Source organism: Virgibacillus salinus, assembly GCF_900102415.1.
In the GTDB taxonomy this organism is placed as follows: domain Bacteria; phylum Bacillota; class Bacilli; order Bacillales; family Amphibacillaceae; genus Lentibacillus; species Lentibacillus subterraneus.
The window spans coordinates 287,880-307,715 of record NZ_FNKD01000003.1 but is presented as its reverse complement, the minus strand read 5'-3'; the positions used below and the strand labels follow the sequence as shown (position 1 = coordinate 307,715).

At 36.9% G+C, this 19,836-nt stretch carries 14 protein-coding genes; 5 read left to right on the top strand and 9 right to left on the bottom strand.

The features are described from left to right. Positions 1-16: 16 nt before the first annotated feature. The gene (locus tag BLS02_RS13540; protein ID WP_092493559.1) at positions 17-2,050 is read right to left on the bottom strand and encodes an ABC transporter ATP-binding protein; all 2,034 of its coding nucleotides are present in this window, start codon (positions 2,048-2,050) and stop codon (positions 17-19) included. Further along, a complete protein-coding gene (locus BLS02_RS13535; RefSeq protein ID WP_092493558.1) occupies positions 2,050-3,801 on the bottom strand; it encodes an ABC transporter ATP-binding protein in 1,752 nt (583 codons plus the stop codon). The genes BLS02_RS13540 and BLS02_RS13535 overlap by 1 nt, the downstream gene beginning before the upstream one ends. Positions 3,802-4,739: 938 nt before the next feature. Between BLS02_RS13535 and BLS02_RS13530 the strand changes: the two genes are divergently transcribed. Next, the gene (locus BLS02_RS13530) at positions 4,740-5,699 is read left to right on the top strand and encodes a methyl-accepting chemotaxis protein (RefSeq protein WP_092493557.1); all 960 of its coding nucleotides are present in this window, start codon (positions 4,740-4,742) and stop codon (positions 5,697-5,699) included. A 519-nt stretch (positions 5,700-6,218) separates the two neighbouring features. Here the strand turns inward: BLS02_RS13530 and BLS02_RS13525 are convergent. Further along, on the bottom strand, positions 6,219-6,464 hold the full coding sequence (locus tag BLS02_RS13525; protein WP_092493556.1) for a hypothetical protein: 246 nt from the start codon (positions 6,462-6,464) through the stop codon (positions 6,219-6,221). A gap of 259 nt (positions 6,465-6,723) precedes the next feature. On the opposite strand from BLS02_RS13525, the gene BLS02_RS13520 reads away from it, so the two are divergent. The 3 genes from BLS02_RS13520 to BLS02_RS13510 are packed head-to-tail and all read left to right on the top strand — an operon-like array spanning position 6,724 to position 10,498. Continuing rightward, on the top strand, positions 6,724-8,232 hold the full coding sequence (locus BLS02_RS13520; protein WP_092493555.1) for a spore germination protein: 1,509 nt from the start codon (positions 6,724-6,726) through the stop codon (positions 8,230-8,232). An 8-nt stretch (positions 8,233-8,240) separates the two neighbouring features. Next, positions 8,241-9,356 (top strand): GerAB/ArcD/ProY family transporter, encoded by a 1,116-nt coding sequence (locus BLS02_RS13515; RefSeq protein ID WP_092493554.1) that lies wholly within the window; start codon positions 8,241-8,243, stop codon positions 9,354-9,356. Further along, the gene (locus BLS02_RS13510; RefSeq protein ID WP_092493553.1) at positions 9,353-10,498 is read left to right on the top strand and encodes a Ger(x)C family spore germination protein; all 1,146 of its coding nucleotides are present in this window, start codon (positions 9,353-9,355) and stop codon (positions 10,496-10,498) included. Before BLS02_RS13515 ends, BLS02_RS13510 begins: the two co-directional genes overlap by 4 nt. Before the next feature lie 47 nt (positions 10,499-10,545). On the opposite strand, the gene BLS02_RS13505 is transcribed toward BLS02_RS13510, so the two are convergent. The 4 genes from BLS02_RS13505 to BLS02_RS13490 form a co-directional block, all read right to left on the bottom strand. Next, positions 10,546-11,754: a quaternary amine ABC transporter ATP-binding protein gene (locus tag BLS02_RS13505; RefSeq protein WP_092493552.1), complete on the bottom strand. Its 1,209-nt coding sequence runs from the start codon at positions 11,752-11,754 to the stop codon at positions 10,546-10,548. Beyond that, positions 11,754-12,611 (bottom strand): ABC transporter permease, encoded by an 858-nt coding sequence (locus BLS02_RS13500; protein WP_092493551.1) that lies wholly within the window; start codon positions 12,609-12,611, stop codon positions 11,754-11,756. Before BLS02_RS13500 ends, BLS02_RS13505 begins: the two co-directional genes overlap by 1 nt. Before the next feature lie 69 nt (positions 12,612-12,680). After that, positions 12,681-13,694, bottom strand: coding sequence for an ABC transporter substrate-binding protein (locus BLS02_RS13495; protein ID WP_368073018.1), 1,014 nt, complete (start codon positions 13,692-13,694; stop codon positions 12,681-12,683). Positions 13,695-14,087: 393 nt separating this feature from the next. Beyond that, positions 14,088-15,161, bottom strand: a complete 1,074-nt coding sequence (locus BLS02_RS13490; protein ID WP_092493549.1) for an undecaprenyldiphospho-muramoylpentapeptide beta-N-acetylglucosaminyltransferase — start codon at positions 15,159-15,161, stop codon at positions 14,088-14,090. Between the two features lie 112 nt (positions 15,162-15,273). On the opposite strand from BLS02_RS13490, the gene BLS02_RS13485 reads away from it, so the two are divergent. Continuing rightward, positions 15,274-16,635: an MATE family efflux transporter gene (locus BLS02_RS13485; protein WP_092493548.1), complete on the top strand. Its 1,362-nt coding sequence runs from the start codon at positions 15,274-15,276 to the stop codon at positions 16,633-16,635. 114 nt (positions 16,636-16,749) lie between these two features. On the opposite strand, the gene BLS02_RS13480 is transcribed toward BLS02_RS13485, so the two are convergent. After that, the gene (locus BLS02_RS13480; protein ID WP_092493547.1) at positions 16,750-17,940 is read right to left on the bottom strand and encodes a NupC/NupG family nucleoside CNT transporter; all 1,191 of its coding nucleotides are present in this window, start codon (positions 17,938-17,940) and stop codon (positions 16,750-16,752) included. Between the two features lie 316 nt (positions 17,941-18,256). Continuing rightward, positions 18,257-19,549 carry an NCS2 family permease gene (locus BLS02_RS13475; protein WP_092493546.1) on the bottom strand — a complete coding sequence of 431 codons (1,293 nt, stop codon included), beginning with the start codon at positions 19,547-19,549 and terminating at the stop codon, positions 18,257-18,259. Positions 19,550-19,836: the final 287 nt, after the last annotated feature.

Here is a 19,836-nt window from a genome sequence, read left to right as displayed (position 1 = left end):
TCACACAGCTGAATAACTAGACTGCTCGTTTCGACTTTCCTTGTTGCATTCGGTACATATGATAATATAAGCCCCTTTCACCAATAAGCTGATGATGATTACCTTGTTCTTTTATTGTACCATTTTCTAGTACAAAAATAGAATCTGCTTGCTGAATTGTCGATAAACGGTGTGCAATAACAAGTGTGGTTCTCCCCTGTTTTAAAACTTCCAAAGCATTTTGGATAATTGTCTCTGTCTCGGTATCTATATTAGCTGTTGCTTCATCCAAAATAAGAATCGCTGGATCGAAAGCGAGTGCTCGAGCGAAGGAAATTAATTGACGCTCACCAAGTGAATAAGTCGTACCTCCTTCAGTCACCTTCTCATCATATCCATCTGGTAGCTTTTCTATGAAACGGTCTGCTCCAACGGCTTTTAAAGCCCTAATTGCGCTTGCTCGAGTAATTCCAGGATCATTCATTGTGACATTTGAAAGGATTGTTCCGGAAAACAAAAATGGATCTTGGAGCACAATACCCATGTGCCCTCTAACTTGTTGTCGTGACCATTCCTGTGTACAATGCCCATCAATTTTAATTGTTCCTTTTTGCGGGTCATAAAAACGGAAAAGCAAATTCATAATCGAACTTTTCCCAGATCCCGTATGTCCTACAAATGCTGCTGTTTCCCCTGATTTAATTTCAAAAGAAATATCGTTTAAAACATAATCAACATCATTATATGCAAACGACACGTGATCAAAATAAATATTACCTTGATATCGATCTAGACTATCATTGATAACCTTCTCACCGTCATGGTCCAGTAATTCAAATACCCTGTTTCCAGCAACACGTGCCTGTTCAATTAATGGAAGCTGATTGACAATATCCTCCATCGGCTCAAACAACCTAGTTAAATAATCAACAAATGCATAAAGCACCCCGATTGAAATAATACTTCCTGGTTCTAATGAAAAGGAACCGAAATACCAAATAAAGCCGACAAATGCCAAGTTACGAAAAACTGTTACAAGATTATATGACGTTAATGCACTTAACTTAACCAGTTTACGTTGATAAGTAAAGTGCCGTTCATTCAATACTTCGAAATCGTCCTTCGTTTTTTTCTCCCTGCTGAACGCTTGAATAATTGGCATTCCCTGAATTGCCTCATTGATGTTCCCATTAATCTCACTAATCGTCGCACGAACAACCCTGTTATATTTCGTGCCATAGTGTTTATATAGTTTCATCCATCCAATAATTAAGGGAACAAGCACTAAACACATTGCAGCTAACTTTACATCAAGAATAAATAACGCGACGAATATTCCTGTCATGTATATAATACTTGTTACAACAATTGATAAGACTCTTTCGTACAAATCACGTATTGCTTCCGTATCATTCGTAACCCGTGCCACAATCTTCCCAGCAGATTGCTCCACATAGTAGTTAATTGGAATTCGTTGTGTATGCGCAAATATATCATTACGCATTTTTTGTACAATTTGATTGGATGATTTCTGCAATAAGAATGTCTGGTAAAACTGAAAGAACCCCGCAATAACAAGCAATACCATATATAAAACCAACAGAAATATAATTGGCCTTTGTTCGGGCTTGAAAAATGGATATATTTCAGACAATGAAAGTTTTTCACCTTTATATGTCATGGTATCATCAGCAGTAGTAATAGTAATTGTTTCATTCTCTACACTACGTTTACCTTGTAATGAAACAGCTTCATTTATAAAATAGTAATCTTGGCCCACTTGAAAGACGGTAGCGCTTCCTATCTGCTGATCTGTATTATCTACCCGGTCTGCTCGTTTGTACAATTCATCATTATAAGCAACCGTATATTTATCATCATTGTTTTCTACCTTCTGCCATTTACCTTCTACCCCTAGGATATGTTCATCAATTACTGTTTTTGCAATTAAAGGGCCAGCAAGTTCAAGTGCGACAGCAACGATCAGACAAGCTAAACCGATCAAAATACCCTTCTTAAAATGTAATGCATATTGAAATAGTCGCTTTTCAGTTGATGATTTTGATTTCATTAGGAACGCACCTCCCCGTCGTCTGCTAATTGTTGCTGCTGGTATTGTTCCTTGTACCAGCCATTCAACTTCATCAATTCCTCATGTGTTCCCTCTTCTGCAATTTTTCCATCCTCGAGCACAATAATATGATCTGCATGTGTTACAGCTGACATACGATGTGCTGCAATAAATGTTGTTTTATTTTTACGTTCATCACGTAAATGCTCGATTATTTTTGCCTCTGTTTTTCCATCAACAGCAGACATTGAGTCATCCAATATTAAAATTTCCGGGTCTTTAATAAAAGCACGTGCTAATGCAACTCTTTGCTTTTGACCACCTGATAAAGTGACTCCGCTTTCACCGACTTGCGTATTTAACCCATTTGGAAGCTGCTTAATATCTTCCAGAAAATGCGCAAGCTCCATCACACGGTATATTTCCTTATCTGTTGCATCTTCTTTACCAAATTGGATGTTTTCACGAATGGACTTAGAAAACATCATCTGATCTTGTGGTACATAACCAATCCATGACCGAATCTCATCCAACTCTATTGAATCTATATCAATTCCTGACATTTTTATAGCCCCAACTAAACCTGGATACTGTCTAAGCATTAGTTTAAATAGGGTTGTTTTACCTGCTCCAGTTTTACCAACAACTCCAATCGTCTGCCCTTTTTTCACATTTAATGAAATATCGGTTAACTGATTACTATTGGTTGATGGGTAGGAAAAAGATACAGCATCAAAATCAATCGTATTTACTTCCCGAACAGTTTGAGGGTAATCTGGATTTGTAATATCGGCCTGATAATCCAACGTATTGTTAACTCTGTCTAGCGACGCATTTCCTCGCTGTAATATGTTTATTAGTTCTCCCACAGCAAACATTGGCCAAATTAACATACCAAGATAAACATTAAACGTTACCAAATCACCTAACGTAATCCTGTTTTCAAATACGAGTAATGCTCCATATCCTAACCCAATCGTATAGGATAAGCCAACGAGAATTTTCATTGTCGGCTCAAATAAAGCATCAATTTTTGCTACCTCTATGTTCTTTTCATAAACGTCATTTGTCCTGGAGTAGAACCGCTTCTCATCCTGTTCTTCCTGTACAAATGCACGAATCACCCGAACACCACGAATTGATTCAAGCACTTCATTATTCATTTCGCTAAATGCTTCCTGTGCCTTCGTGAAACGGGCATGGATGGCAGCACCATATTTATTCATAACAATCGCCATGATCGGTAATGGAATCAGAGCAGCAAGGGTTAAATTCCAACTGATCGTAAACCCCATCATTCCAACTATCATCAACATAAATATGCTTGAATCTACAAGTGTCAGAACACCAAATCCTGCCGTAAGGTTAATCGTCTTAAGATCATTTGTGCTACGTGCCATCAAGTCACCCGTACGGTATTTCCCATAAAACGTTGGAGTCATTTTCAGGAAATGATCCATCATCTTACTACGCGTCCATCTCTCCAAAATGACTGCTCCACCAAACAACGTATAATCCCATAAAAATGAAATTCCGTAATGAACGATTGTTAAAATTAAATAGCCTGCAACAATCATTACTAATAATTGCATGGTTAACGTTTCAAATTGTATTCTATCGATAACGTACCCAACCAGCTTCGGCGGAATCAATCCGATTGCACTCGAAATAACTAAAGCAATAATTGCAAACGTATACCTTCTCCAATAATGTTTGAAAAACCAATCCAACTTCTTAAAAACCTGAAACATATAATCACCTACTTCTCTCTCTAACAGCAGCCTTCTGAGCAAATAAAAAAACACACGCCTGTGGCATGTGCTTTCAAGGTATAAATCATACCCCTCATATAATACAAAAAGGCCACAGACATGCGTGACCTCATAACTATAAAAAAATATTATAGCTAGTTATTTTTTACCGCCCAGAAGGTCACACCAAATATAAAATTTTGTTTTAAAAGATCCATTGTATTTTCCATTGATATGACCTCCTCTCTTTTTAAGATACTCAATAATTATAGTATTAAGAAAATTTAAAGTCAATTACTTTTTTAAATATTTTTTATTTTTTCTTCAGACAAAACATCGAGACGTCGATATAAAAACATAGGCTGTTTTCTAAAAGGTTGTTGGAATTTCATAACAATTCTTAGTATTTAGTATGGCTCTCTAACCACACAGCTGGAATATACTCGCTTTCACCGCTCAAGCTGAAACTTTCACATTGTCTTGTTTGCCGTGGGTTCACCACGAGCCTTCGACGCATAGGACGTGCTAGTGCAGACGTGGCGTACTTACTCTGCCTCGCTCGCAAAGAACACTCTTTGTGTGGTCTCTAGGATTTCTTTCCCACAGAAAAGTCTCGCATATTCCAACTGCTGCTTAAATGGTTAAAATCTTGTGTTTATCTGTCATAATATTTATTTTGTTAACTATTAGGATATAGTGAGCAAAATCCAGCGTAGGAAATACACGGAGACTCCTGTGGGAGGAAAAGGCATCGGCGAGACCCCGCAGTGCATCACGAGGAGGCTTTCCAGCCGCCCTGTATTTCCGTAGCGATGTCATAGGACTATATTATATTTCACCACATTACGTAGCAGTTTATTCTAATTAACGTGGTCATTAATTGGAAAAAGCAACAATCTTTTAGTAAACAGCCAACATATACAGCAGGGGGAATAGCTTTGTTAGGTAAAACAAAAAAGCGCAATAATCTCGAAGAACAATTGAACACAGCAAATCAAAAGATACAAAAATTGGAGCAGGAAAAAGCACAAATTAAGAAGGATAGCTCACTTTTTTTAAACCAATTTGAAGAAGATTTAATACATACAATCAACCAACACGAACATGTGAATGGCCAGCACCATGACTTGGAAGGTTTAGTAGTTCGAATAAAACAGCGCTTTGATGAAGTTCAAACACGTGGGCAACAATCAAGTGAACACTCCAAACGTTTAGTTGAAAAGGGAAATGGACTTGTCGAATCCTCTGACACTCTCTCTAAGCAATCAGAGGAGTATCAAGAAATTATGGAACAAAACCAAAAACTTATGGCACGTTTAGAGTCACAGATGACAAAGACTGCCGGAAGTATGCAAGAGTTAGGAGAACATTCTAATACGATTAAGGAGGTCGTTCAAGTAATAAGTGAAATAGCAAATCAGACAAACCTTTTAGCCTTAAATGCATCTATTGAAGCTGCACGCGCCGGTGAACATGGTAAGGGTTTTGCAGTTGTGGCCTCAGAGGTTAGAAAACTTGCAGAAAACACAGCAGAAAGCACCCATCACATTGATGAGGTGACAACGACGATTCAGCGTAAAATCCAAGAAGCAGAACAGGACACATATGAGAATCAGAAAACATTGCGGTCATCAACAGAGATTAGTAACAAAACAGTCGACATGCTAGAACAAATGGCGTCAATCGTGAAGACCGTTAAATCAAACACACAGGATGTATTGCAAAATATAAATAATCAAAATGAACTTACAGAAGAAATGGTAAGGTACATTGAGGAAACAAACGATTCGTTTGATACGATTAAACAAGTCATTACTCAGCATATTGAAGATGCAAAAGTTGTTGATGAGCGACTAGCATCCGGGGTTGAAGGAATAAAAGAAGCTTCAACCTCGTAAACTCATAAAAAGCCGGGACAATAGTGTTTTACTCAAAGTAAAAACCGAACTATGATTCAAAAATTCTTAAATAGAATTCGAATAAGTTCGGATTTATTTTGCAGTAAAGAAAGTATAACTACTTTCTTACTGCATAAGTGCAACTAGGCATTCACCAAAAGGATTGGTGAATGTCTAGTTTTCTAATGTTGCTGATTAGATATAAACTGTGAAGTAACATGGAAAAATACTCAACCGGGAATCATAACTTCGATATGAGTGACCGTTTCTCACTATTTAAACAGTGTTCGCGTTCTCATAACCCTGATGAGAGAGCCCATGGCTAGTAAGACTGCGAAAGTGCTAGCTTGAGCAGATGTTGCATTGGTACCGGAGTGGTGCAAAAGAAAATTTTCACTGTGTCGCAGTTTATATCAATTACGTATTAGATCCAACCATTGAAAATAAACGTTCTAAACATCCTATCCTATTATTAATCGTCTTTAAAGTGGAAAGTTCTCAAAATTTAATTTCTAATTACTACAAGTTATAAAGTTTACTTTTTCTTTTATAATTATTTTTATTAACGCCAAGGTCGACCATTCGTTCTACCTTTTCCACTGAAACATTTGTGGCCAACGAAATCTCTTCGACTGAAACATATGGATTTTTTGTTATAAAACTTCTTATTCGATCACTTTCGACCAAACATTTCGTACACATCATAAACGGGCCTGATTCCATTTGCTTTCTACATAATCGGCAGTTTCGAATAAATTCTCCCATTTACTCACCCCTTATGACTAATAAGGTCATTCTACACTAATCGACACGATCAAACAATAAAATTTTTGAATTTTTTAAAAAATAAGACTATAGTCTTATTGCCTGCTAAAAGTCCTGTATACATTAAAAGGCATAAGTTAATTACTATTGATAAGACAACAATCAGCCACATCTCTTTTCAAATATTTCAATGGCTATAATATTCTATTCGGTTTTTTCACATACTAACATTCAGCAATTGATTCATCAGGAGGTACATATGAGAAAAAGTCGCCGTCATCGAAACACACAAACTAAATCTATATTCCCTATAAAAATTGATAAACTTGAGAAGCTTCTAAAAGATAAATTTGAGAATAATCCAGATTTGATTTTTTCTACTTTTGATATTGGTGGGAAAAAAGTTTGCGTATTTTATTTATCCTATCAAGTTAAAACAGATAGACTTGATAACTTTTTATTAAAACCATTATTGAATATTAGCGAGTTGAACACCCCAAACGTACTCAACGAAATCCCTATAGGCGGTGGTTCTACAACAGATACACTTGAAGAAATACTTGAGGATTTATTGATAGGTAACGTTTTTGTATATGTAGAAGGCGAAGATAAAGCTGTTTTCTATTTATTAGTTAGAAAGGAATCAAGGGATCTTTCAAAGGCTGAAAATGAATCTGTTGTATTAGGCCCCCAGATAGCTTTCAGCGAATCACTGATTACAAATTTAAATGTTATTCGCTGGAGTATTAGGTCTACAGATCTTGTACTGGAAAAGTTGATGATAGGTAAGAGAGCTAAAACAGAAGTTCGAATAATTTATATGAAATCCATAGTAAACGATAAACATATAAATACAATGCGCCAAAGATTACAGGATCTAGACCTTGATAAAGTTGATGACACCCATGTACTTGCTCAACTTATTGAGGACTCTTCCTCCACTATTTTTCCACAATACTACTTAACCGAGCTTGTAGATCGATTTAGTTACACTGTTTCACAAGGTCGAATAGGTGTGTTAGTTGATAATAATCCACAAGCAATTTTGGCACCCTCTACTATATTTAGTTTTTTGGAATCAACAGAGGATATGTATATGCGCTGGAACGCCGGATCCTTTCTACGAATTCTGCGTTTCATTGCTATGTTTATCTCAATTATTCTAACACCACTTTACGTTGCAGCAGTAACCTATCACTATGAACTTATTCCACCTCGGGAGCTTATAACTATTGGGCAATCAAGAGCCATCGTACCATTTCCACCGATAATTGAGGCATTATTTTTAGAATTTTTAATCGAACTATTACGGGAAGCAGGAGCGAGACTGCCATCTAAAGTCGGTCAGACAATTGGTATTGTGGGCGGTGTAATAATTGGGCAAGCTGTGGTACAAGCAGGATTAACCAGCAGCATTCTTATTATCGTGATTGCCTTCAGTGCACTTGCATCTTTCACTGCTCCAAGTTATGAAATGGGAACTACAGTAAGAGTTATTCGTTTCCCAATGATTATACTTGCAGGAATGTTTGGTCTAATCGGCATTATGTACGGACTCTGTTTTTTAGTAATACATGTATTAAAACTTAAATCATTAGGCGAACCATACCTGTCTCCCATTTACCCATTCCGTTGGGATGACTTAAATAAAGTGTTGTTTAGACCACCATATGCTTATCAATATAAACGATTTCTGTCATTGAGACCAAAGGATTTATTTCGTTTTAAAAAGTCTGAGGCGATAAAAAAACATGATATAGATGAGTAGGTAGTTCTATGGAAATAAACGTTAAAATTAAAGAGAACCTTCGTATCCAAGCATTCTACTTGTTTTTCATTATCACATCCATCCAAATAGGCGTCGGGATAATGGGAGCTCCAATGTATATTTTTACTGAAGCACAACAGGATTCATGGATATCCATTATTATCGCGTTCGGTTATTTATTACTTGTACTATTCGTTATGTTTCGCATATTAGATCAATATGAAAATGCAGATATTCTTGGAATACAAGTGGATATCTTTGGTAATTGGCTGGGAAAAATATTGGGGACATTTTATATAATTTATTTCGCTGCTGCATTGTTATCCGTAATTCTGACGTATATCGATGTTGTTCAAGTCTTCATTTTTCCGGAAATAAGTTCACTTATCATCGGTGTTTTACTTATTTCCCTAATAATTTACTGTATTTATGGGGGATTGCGAGTAATTGTTGGTGTCGTGTTTATTTTCTTTTTTTCTGCACACTGGCTTCTATTTCTTTTATACGAGCCAGCTATAAGAATGGAACTGGATCACTTTCAGCCATTTTTCCAAGCATCTTTTCCCGATTTATTAAAAGGAGCAAGGGCTACATCATACAGTTTTGCAGGTTTTGAAATTCTGTTACTGATTTATCCATTTATTCAGAACAAAGAAAGAGCTAAATTCCCTACCTATTTTGGTGCGTTTTGGTCTTTTGGACTCCTACTCATTGGTACCGTCATTTCAATTGGTTACTTTAGTGCGAGACAATTGAAAGAGCTGGAATGGGCTGTATTATCCTTATTTAAGATAGTTTCTCTTCCTTTTGTTGAGCGTTTTGATTATATCGTTGTTGCCGAATGGATGATGGTTGCTTTGCCAAATATGATTTTACTAATGTGGGCTATAACTTATGGAATTAAACGTATGTACAAGGTTCCACAAAAAAAGACATTAATTATAACATCATTTATTTACTTAATTCTTATTGCCTTAATGTCCAGTCATAATATAGTCATTAAGCTAACCGAGTTTGTTTCCAAAATTGGATTCTGGATTGTTTATGTCTATCCATTTATACTCTTACCAATTGTATTACTGAAAAAACGATGGCAGAGGAAAAAGGAAAGTGAATCTGGATGAGGAATATTTTAAAATTAGTTGTTTTGTCATTGTTATTAATTACTTCTCTTACTGGCTGTGTGCAAACCAAATCTATTGAAGACCTTGCAATTATTAATACCCGTGGTGTCGACATAATAGAAGATAATAAAATAGAAACGACTTTAGTAATTTATAAATTTGACTCCCAAAACCAAGAACTTTCATCAATTGTTTCTGGGGAGGGTAGAACCATTAAAGGTGCCCGTAAGAATGCAAATTACAAAACAAGCTTCAAATTAACACCCGGACAAATACGGCTTGAAATGTTTGGAAAAGAAACTGCTAAAAAGGGACTATTAAGTTATATAGATACACAAATACGTGATGCCAGGGTGTCGGATACCATGTATTTGGCACTAAGTGAGACAACCGCAAAAGATGTAATTATACAGACCCAAGAAGGATCATCTGTTCACGTGGGGAAATATTTATATGAATTAATCGAACAAAATGTAAAAGATAATATTATACCGCGCGTTACCTTGCATGATTTTCTGCAAACCTATTACGACAATGGGCATGACCCATACTTGCCTGTTTTGTCAACTGCGACAAAATCACCCACATTATCAGCTATTGCCTTATTTCAAGATGATAAATATGTTGGACAAGTTCCATTAAGTAATGCTTTATTAATCAATGTTTTCAACAAATCAATCGAAAATGCTACTCTAGAAGTACAACTTCCAATGCAGCCATTCAAAAAATATTTAAAAAGTGAAAGGTTGGATGAAAATGATGAAGATACAGCACATGCACTAATGAAGGTATTAAGAGGTAACAGTAAATCAAAGATAACAAATGAACAGAATATGCAATTTCAGACAGAAATTACTTTTAATGTAACGATGTTGGAGTTATCAGAAGAAATAGACCTGAAAAAACCTAAGGCTAAAGAAATTTTTGAAGAAGAAGTGAAAAAGATTTTTAAGAAACAGTATGAACAGCTTTTCAAGAATTCACAGGAGTTAAATTCAGATCCTTTTGGGTATGGTACTATCTATCGGATCAATAAACACGGTGGTAAACTTACAGATAAGGAATGGCGTGAAAAGTTTCCCGATATAAATGTAGATTTTAAAATAGACTTTACCCTTAAAGGACATGGTACAACTCCATAGTAGATTTTAAAAAGAAACCGACCTCACAAAAAGGGGTCGGTTTCAAATCATCCATGATATTCTTCACTCTCTTTCACATCATTAGATACTAAGCCGGACAACACGTGTACACGTAAAATAAATCCGACGAGCTTTTCTTCCTCATTTATAACTGCAAGTGGAAAACTTGATTCCAATGCTTTTGGAATAATATCATTTACATATTCATCTTTTGGTACTATCGCAACATCGTGACGCAGAACATCTTCAAGCGATTTCTTCTCCTTTAAACCTGAAATCGCATCATCAATTGTCACAATTCCTTTCAAATGACGTTGGCGATCCACAACAAATACACTGGAGATACCGTTCTCTTCCATTTCTTTTCTGGCAACATTTAAGCCATCTTTCATGGAAACTAGCGCATTCGGTTTAATCATGACATGTTCAGCCTGGAAAACTTTTGAACGGTCAATATCCTTTATAAAATCAGATATATAGTCATTTGCAGGCTTTTCAATTATTTCCTCTGGTGTACCTATTTGATTGACCTTACCATCTTTCATGACCGCCACACGATCACCCAATTTAAATGCCTCATTAACGTCATGTGTAATAAAAATGATTGTCTTTTGCAAACGGTCTTGGATATCAAGCAATTCAAGTTGCATTTCACGGCGAATTAATGGGTCAAGTGCACTGAATGGTTCATCCATTAATAGAATATCAGGATCATTTGCAAGCGCGCGAGCCAAACCTACACGCTGTTGCATACCACCAGATAGCTCATCAGGATATTTTTCTTCATATCCTTTCAATCCGACAATATCAATATTTTTCTGTGCAATTTCTCGCCGTTCCTCTTTAGAAATATTACGTATCTCCAGACCGTATTCAACATTTGCCATAATGGTCCGATGGTTGAAAAGACCAAAATGCTGGAAAACCATTGCAACCTTTTCCTGACGAATATGCTTCAGTTGTGAACCATTGAATTTAACGATATCTTCCCCATCGATAAAGATTGATCCGTCTGTTGGTTTATTTAATAAATTAAAGCAGCGAATTAATGTTGATTTACCACTACCTGAAAGCCCCATGATAACAAAAATTTCGCCTTCTTTTATATCCATAGATGCGTCGTAAACACCTACAGTATGACCCGTTTCAGCAAGAATTTGATCTTTTTCCATACCTGCTTTTATTTTAGGGATTATTGACTTTGGTTTCGAACCAAAGATCTTTGATACATGCTCAAGTTTAATTTTAGTAGACATTAACTTACCCTCCTATGCTTCTGGAGCTTGTCAGCTACCCCACCAGTAATACGGTCAATTATAATCGCTAAAAATACAATGCTAATACCCGCTTCAAAACCTAATGCAATATCGATTTGGTTAATAGATACGAGAACTTGCTCACCAAGACCTTGTGCACCAACCATTGATGCTATTACAACCATTGCCAATGCCATCATTGTGGTCTGGTTTACCCCAGCCATAATTGTTGGCAGAGCTTGTGGAAGTTGAATTTTGAAAAGCATTTGCCAATTTGAAGATCCGAAAGATTGTGCTGATTCAATAACTTCTCTGTCGACACTTCTAATTGCTAGTTCTGTAAGCCTGATTACTGGTGGAACTGCATAAATTAAGGTAGCAAAGATTGCCGATATATTCCCTAGTCCAAAGAAAAATATTGCTGGGATTAAATACACGAAACTCGGCATCGTCTGCATCGCATCTAAAATAGGACGCATTACGGTCGAAAATCCTTTACTAAATGCCATCCATACCCCTGATGGGATACCTACAGCCAAGGAAATGATAACAGCTGTCATAACAATCGCTATAGTAGTCATCAAATCTTCCCATAAACCGAATGTACCAATCAAGAATACAAATGCACCATAGAGAACCCCAGATACCATTGACTTGAAATACCAGCCAAGTATTACTATTAATAGAATAAACACCCACCAAGGCATCCACAGTAAAAAGCCTTCAATTGCATTGATAATCTGTGATGAAAATAGATAGATAAAATCGAAAAAGCCTTCTAATGATTCATCTAGAAATCTAACTAAGTCTGCAACATAATCTCCAAGATTAGTAGTTATACCAGGAAAAGCACCCATAGGTACCACCTCTTTCTTTTAAATTAGAAAAAGCAGCCGACCTTAATCCGGCGCCAGCTGCTTGAGATTTTACTCCATTGAATCTTTGACTTTCTTGGCCACGTCTTCAGGGACCCAACTTGTCCAAATATCTTCATTTTCGTTCATCCACCATATTGCTGCTGCTTCAGGTGAAATATCTTCTTTAGATTCCATATAACTTAAAGCTTCTTCAGTTAACGGACTGCTAGTTTCATAATTTTTAAGAAATTCTACAACCTCAGGTGCCGGACCAGGAACATCTTTGTGAACTGCAGTTACAACATCATTTGGAGGAAACTCTGTACCTTTTGTTTCATCCCATGTATCCTGATCAAATTCTGGTTCTTGCAATAATGTTAAATCATATTTAGCAGTCACAGCAGTTGGTGACCAATAATATCCTACCCAAGGCTCTCCAGCATTATATGCGTCAGTTAAAGATGCTACTATAGCTGCGTCAGAGCCTGGCTTGAAGTTTACAAATGTATCGTTCAAGCCATATGTTTCCATTTTTTGAGTGATCGTTTTTTCAACAGCCCAACCACTTGGAGCATTTATCAAACGACCTTTATCAGGTTCTGCTGGATCTGCAAATAATTCAGGATGATTTTTCAAATCTTCAACGGTTTTTAACTCTGGTGCCATTGGTTCAATACCGCGTTCTTCATCACCCTCTATTACGTATGTTGGTACATATAACCCTTGAACATTATCGTCAAAGTTTACAGAAGTTTTTACGATATCACCAGCTTCAATCGCCTCTTCATACACTTCTTTAGTATTATCTGTCCAAATCTCCATATAAACATCAATGTCACCTTCAATGAACCCTTGCAAAGTCGCTGCAGTCGATCCAGCAGTAACTTCTGTATCAATACCATAGCCTTCCTCGATGATCTTTTGTGCGATACTATTATGCACTTTGATACTGTTCCAGCCAGCATCTGCAAACACGAGCTTATCAATTTTTTCTTCTGAATCCGAACTAGAATCGGAACCTCCACAAGCAGAGAGAATCCCTACTAAAATAATAGCAGAAAACAATAATAATAGTTTCTTCAAAATAATTACCCCTTTATTTTTGTATTGTCGAAAATAAGTAAAAGTACGTCACACGGACGTGATTAAAATATGTGTATATGATGTAACAGCTGAAGGATACATATATAGAAGAGATGTGAAGATGAAAGTTAATGACAACACTCTTTATGATAGGGAATTGCATTTTTTTTATCAAACTGTATTTAAAGCGTTTATCCCCAATTAACAATGATTATTGGAAGTCAGTGGCTTCTAGCTATATATATTTGCTTAATTGTCGAAAATACTACAGTATTCGATAACATTTAAATTTCTAACACGTTATAACTGGTTTCCGTTTAATGAATTAAATGTGAAATGTCCCCGAAAAGCTGATGCGCTTGGGGACATTTTCTCATTGCTTATTGGAATAGTTCACTTTTTACCTGAGTTCTTAATAATTTCAATCACTCGGTCTCGCGCTTTCTCGCTCTGATAATTTTTCATGTTATCCATCATAATTGGGGCATGCTCTTTTAATTGAGAAAGTTCATGCACCAGCGAATCTTCTGTTAGTTCTTCTTCTTCCATTACACGAGCATATCTTTTTTCAACAAACGATTTCGCATTTATGATTTGGTCTCCTCTGCTCGCTTCTTTTGATAACGGGATAAGCATCATTGGTTTTCGCAATGCCAAAAACTCAAAAATAGCATTTGACCCTGCTCGTGAAAGGACAAAATCAGTTGCAGCAAAAAGATCCTTCAATACTTCATTCACATATTCAAATTGCTTATATCCATCACGATTTATCGATGTGTCTGTTTTACCTTGCCCGCATATATGTGCTATTTGAAATACTGGTAATAGCTCATCAAGGCTTGCTCGTACTGTATTGTTGATTTTTTCAGAGCCACCACTGCCACCCATAATGAGTAAAACTGGTTTTGCTTTAGAGAATCCGCACAACTCCAAGCCCTTATCCTTATTTCCCTGAAATAACTCATCCCGAATAATGGCACCCACATATTCAGCCTTCTTCTCTGGAAGATATTTCATTGTTTCAGGAAATGTTGCCAAGACTTTGTTAGCAAAAGGAATAGCGAGCTTGTTTGCGAGTCCTGGTGTGAAGTCTGATTCATGAATAACAGCTGGTACGCCACGCATCTTTGCTGCCATAATTACTGGCACAGAAACAAAACCGCCTTTTGAGAAAATAATGGACGGGTTTCGCTTACCAATAATCCGCCAGGCCTGCATCGTACCTTTCATTACTTTAAATGGATCTTTAAAGTTTTCCTTAGACATATAACGACGTAATTTTCCTGTTGAAATCGGATAATATGTAACACCCTTAAGCTGTTCAATCAGATTTCGTTCAATTCCTCTTTTGGAACCGATATAATCAATTTCCCAGCCTTCTTTTTGGAATATGGGTATGAGTGCAAGATTAACGATCACATGACCAGCTGATCCTCCACCTGTAAAAAGAATTCGATTCGTACTCACAGAATTAACTCCTTTCTTTCATAAAGCTAACTTAACTTGTATAATTGCTTTTATAATTATAAAAATCACTTTCTCTATCCTAATCGAAAAACATATAAAAAGGAAGAGTATTATGTATGAGACAACGACACTAAAAGAAAAATTAAAACTATTTAATATCATATTAATACCCATCCTTATTACCCAAATAAGTATGTATTTAATGAATTTTTTTGATACAGTGATGTCCGGGCAAGCTGGTGCTGCTGATTTAGCTGGTGTTGCTATTGGATCCAGTCTTTGGGTACCTATTTTCACCGGTGTGAATGGAGTCCTGCTCGCAATTACTCCTATTATAGCGCAATTAACCGGAGCAAAGTCGGAGGGCGAAATATCCAAAAAAATTCAACAGGGTATTTACTTGTCTATTGCATTGGCACTTATCATTGTGGTCCTGGGCGCATTTGTACTTAACCCTATCCTGAATTCAATGGACCTGGAATCTCAAGTGCGACACACAGCTAAATATTATCTTATTGCCTTAAGTACAGGTATTGTCCCCTTATTTATTTTCAACACATTACGCTGTTTTATTGATGCTCTTGGTCAAACTCGCGTCTCCATGATTATCATTTTGATTTCACTACCATTAAATATATTCTTTAATTATATTTTTATTTTCGGCAAGCTTGGAGTGCCTGCCTTTGGTGGCATCGGTTCTGGTATTGCAACCGCGATTACTTATTGGTTAGTTTGTGTTATTGCAATAGGAATCATCCATAAAATTCAGCCTTTTCGCAGCTACAGGATTTTATTAAATTGGGTTTCTCCATCCCTGATAGCGTGGTGGGAGCAGCTTACAATCGGAATCCCAATTGGTTTTGCGATCTTTTTTGAGACAAGTATCTTTTCAGCTGTCACACTTTTGATGAGTGTCTACAGCACATATACAATTGCCGCTCATCAGGCTGCAATTAACTTCGCCACGATGCTATATATGATTCCACTAAGTGTTGGCATTGCCTTGACCATCGCGATTGGTTTTGAAGTCGGAGCCAAACGTTATGACCATGCCCGAACATATGGCTATATAGGAATTAGTGGCGGTATTTTTATCGCCGCATTTGCAGGACTTGTGTTATATGTATTCAACGACATGGTTGCAGCACTTTATAACTCGAACCCTGAAGTAATTAAATTAACGAAGCAATTTATCTATTATGCAATCTTCTTCCAGCTGGCAGACGCATTCGGCGCGCCAATTCAAGGCGCATTACGTGGCTATAAAGATGTTAATATGACACTCATTATGGCATTCGTATCATATTGGGTCATTGGATTACCTAGTGGCTGGCTTTTGGCGAATTATACAGCATTAGAACCGTTTGGTTATTGGGTTGGTATTATTATTGGATTAAGTGTTGGGGCGATTACATTACTATGGCGCCTGCTTTATTTACAAAAAAAATATGTACGAAGTGGTGAAACCTGCTAGTTTACTGGTAGGTTTCTTTTTTCAACTGGATGATTAAAAAGCAATAAAACTTACGAAAAGTGCCTCCATAAAAGAAGAAAGCCACCCAAACTTGGTGGCTTTTCTAAATAATTCCTATAAGAATATTCCTGCTACGGTAGCAGATAAGATTGACGCAAGTGTTGCACCAACTAATAGCTTCATTCCAAAGCCAGAAACCTTGACTGCTTTTTCGCTGTCAATAGCCTGTACTGTTCCCGCAATAATACCAATGGATGAGAAGTTGGCAAAGCTTGTTAGAAATACGGATACGATTCCGATTGTTTTCTCGGACATGCTACCTAGCATTTTTTCGAACTCTAGCATAGCCACAAATTCGTTCGTAACAATCTTAGTACCCATTATTCCACCAGCTTCTATAACCTCACCAGGCGCAATACCCATTAAAATACCGATCGGAGCTATAATATATCCTAGAATTTGCTGTAAGGTAACTCCAGCAAACACTGATTGAATGATCCAATTTACTAATTCTAGTGAAGCGATAAACGCAACAAGCATTGCTGCAACGATTAAAGCAATTTTACCACCATCAAGCGCACCATTACCCATTGCTTCAAAAATACTTTTATCATTTGATACATCTTTCACATCAACATGATCGTCTTCCGCTGCCACATTAACAGGCGAAATAACGGATGAAATCATCAATGCACTAAACATATTAAGAGGTAATGCAACGAGTACATATTCTGGAGGAAGAATCTGAATATATGCTCCAACAATCGATGCTGAAACTGAACCCATTGCCGACGCACTTACAATATATAAACGATTCTTGTCCAAGTGATGAAACTGAGATTTAATCGCTAGTAATGCTTCAGATTGTCCAAAGAAAATACTGTTCACCGCATTAAACGATTCCACCTTTGGCAACCCGGTGATTTTTGATAAGAATCCGCCAAAATACTTAATAATCGGTGGCAAAATTCTTAAATACGTTAGCACTGACAGAATGGTTGAGAAAAAGATAATTAGAAGTAGGACATCAAAGAAGAAAATGCTTCCACCTTCTGTACGTGCAACCCCACCAAGTATAAAGTTAATACCTTCCATACCAAATTCAATTAATTTATTAAATCCAGCCGAAATACCGTTTATAATTGTCTGTCCAATTTCTGTAGCGAACATAAACCACGTTATTAAAAATTGCGACCCTAACATAACGATGATGCCTTTATAATTAATGTTTTTCTTATCGTTGGACATCAAAAATGCTAGTCCGAGGACGATGATGATTGCTAGAAACCCGAGAAGTATATCCACGGATGCAGCCTCCCTTATAGTTATTTAACTGTTGTTGTAACTGCTTACAATAACGTTTTCCATTAATGATTCTAGCAGGTTGTCAGACGTCATGCAAGTTAAATTTTTTCCAATTTGTGCAACGTTTTAGTAGTACCCTACATTGAAACTTTTTAACTACTTTAATTTGACTGCTCACGCAACACTTATAAGAAAAATATAAGCAGCATATTTCCATACTGTCCTTCTGTTGATTCCCCAAGCGGATGCCAAGATCCATCAAAAGTTAAAAGGACCCTAGCTATGATTCGCTAGAGCCCCATGTAAATTTATTAAATTAATGTGCAGGGAAAAAGATCATTTGCAAGACGAACACTATTCCAAAGAAATATAAAATCCAGTGGACATCTTTTCCTTTCCCGGTAACTAATTTTAATAATGGATACGTTATAAATCCAATCGATATCCCTGTTGCAATGCTGGAAGTCAGTGGCATTGTTAAAATAATTGCAAACGCTGGAAATGCTTCATCGAATGTTTTCCAGTCAATTCGTGCCAGCCCTTCCATCATAAAACATCCCACAATAATTAATACAGGAGCTGTAATTGCAGGTAGTCCAGCTATCGCACCTACTACCGGTGTGAAGAAAATGGAAATTGTAAATAATCCAGCGATGACCAATGCCGTTAAGCCTGTACGACCACCTGCCGCAACACCAGAAGAAGATTCGACATATGCTGAAGCAGGACTTGTCCCAAACATTGAACCTACTGTTGTTGCCGTAGCATCAGCTAATAGTGCTGATTTTGCTCGTGGCATTTTTCCATCTTTAATAAATCCTGCTTGTTCTGCCACCCCAATCATAGTTCCAGTTGTATCAAAAATCGTTACCAGTAAAAATGCGAAAACAACTGTATAAAGTCCGTTGGCAAAAACTCCACCGATATCGATATCAAAGAAAACTGGCATTGGTGGAAGCGATGTAAAACCTTCTGTGAATTCCAGCTGACCGGTAAAATAAGCGATGATACCCGTAGCCAGCATACCTAGAAATAATGCACCTTTAATATTTCGAGCCATTAGAATTAGTGTTATAAATAATCCAGCTAAAGTTAATAGAGTCATGGGCTGGTGCAGATCACCAAAACCAACCATGTTTGCCTCATTTGGTACGACAATACCTGACATCTTAAGACCCAGAAAGGCTATGAATAAACCTATTCCAGATGTAATGCCAAATTTTAGTGAAGGTGGTATTGCCCATATTAACGTTTCACGTAACTTTGTGAAACTCAATAAAACAAAGAGAATACCTGCCAAAAATACCGTTCCAAATACTACCTGATAGGATAACCCCTGAGATACAACAACACTGGCAAAATAAGCATTCAGTCCCATACCTGGCGCAATCGCAATTGGATAATTGGCACCTAATGCCATGAATACCGTTCCAACAACTGCAGCAATGACCGTAGCCATAAATACTTGATCAAATGGTACCCCTGCCGAAGAGAGGATTGCCGGATTTACCACAACAATATAGACCATTGTTAAGAATGTAGTTATGCCTGCAACAAACTCTGTTTGGATTGTTGTAGTGTTTTGTTTTAGTTTAAATAGATTTCCCAATGAGTTCACCTTACTTCCGAATAATTATAATCACAAGTAACATAATATTCGTTTTTAGGATAGAATGCAATACCTGAAAAAGATTTCTATCGCAAATTTCGAGCTTAATCGTCATTTGGATTATGTAACAGGATGTGCAGCTTATCCAGATACCCGTTCTGTTAGTTCAGCACCCTCTTCTGTTGATTCAGCTCTTCCTTCTGTTGATTCAACATCTCCTTCTGTTGATTCAGCATCTCCTTCTGTTGATTCAGCTCCTCCTTCTGCTGATTCAGCTCCTCCTTCTG